1 protein-coding gene is annotated in these 636 nt (G+C 69.7%); it reads left to right on the plus strand.

The genetic code is table 11. From position 1 onward, the window contains the following. Nucleotides 1–77: 77 nt before the first annotated feature. A complete protein-coding gene (locus FOE67_RS27815; protein WP_182667565.1) occupies nt 78–509 on the plus strand; it encodes an NfeD family protein in 432 nt (143 codons plus the stop codon). Nucleotides 510–636 lie beyond the last annotated feature (127 nt).

The following is a 636-nucleotide window of genomic DNA, read 5'->3' on the forward strand; positions in this document are numbered from 1 at the left end:
GTCACCGAGGGCCGACCGGCCCGCCGTGTCCGGTTCCGTGCCCCGGCGTCTGTTCCAGGAGTGTTCCGGGGCCTACCATGGGTGATGTGGACTTCTGGGTGTGGTGGCTGATAGCCGCCGGAGCGTTCGCGATTCCGCTGATCCAAACGGCGATGCCGGAGTTCGGCATGCTCTCGGTCGGCGCCGTGGCCGGGGCGATCACTGCCGGCGTCACCGACAGCCTGCCCCTGCAGGTCGTGGTCTTCGCCCTCGTCTCCACGGCGCTCATCATCGTGGTCCGGCCCATCGCCAAGCGCTCCCGCGCCCAACTTCCCGGCGTCAGCACCGGCGTGGACGCCCTGCTGGGGCAATCCGCCGTGGTCGTGGAGCGGGTGGACGGCCATCGGGGACAGATCAAGCTCGCCGGGGAGGTCTGGTCGGCCCGGTCCCTGGACACCGACGAGGTTTTCGAACCCGGTTCCCGGGTCAGTGTGGTGGAGATCGACGGCGCGACCGCCGTCGTGATGTGATGGCCCCCGCCTAAGCCCCAACAGGGCCCATCACCAGCGGAGTTGACCCGATGGGAGGGAATGCCGCCCCCGCGTGACCCGCTTCCCCGTTCACCACTGATTCCCACCGGCAGCTCCCCTCCCACCC

The organism is Streptomyces calidiresistens (assembly GCF_014141525.1).
Lineage (GTDB): Bacteria > Actinomycetota > Actinomycetes > Streptomycetales > Streptomycetaceae > Streptomyces > Streptomyces calidiresistens.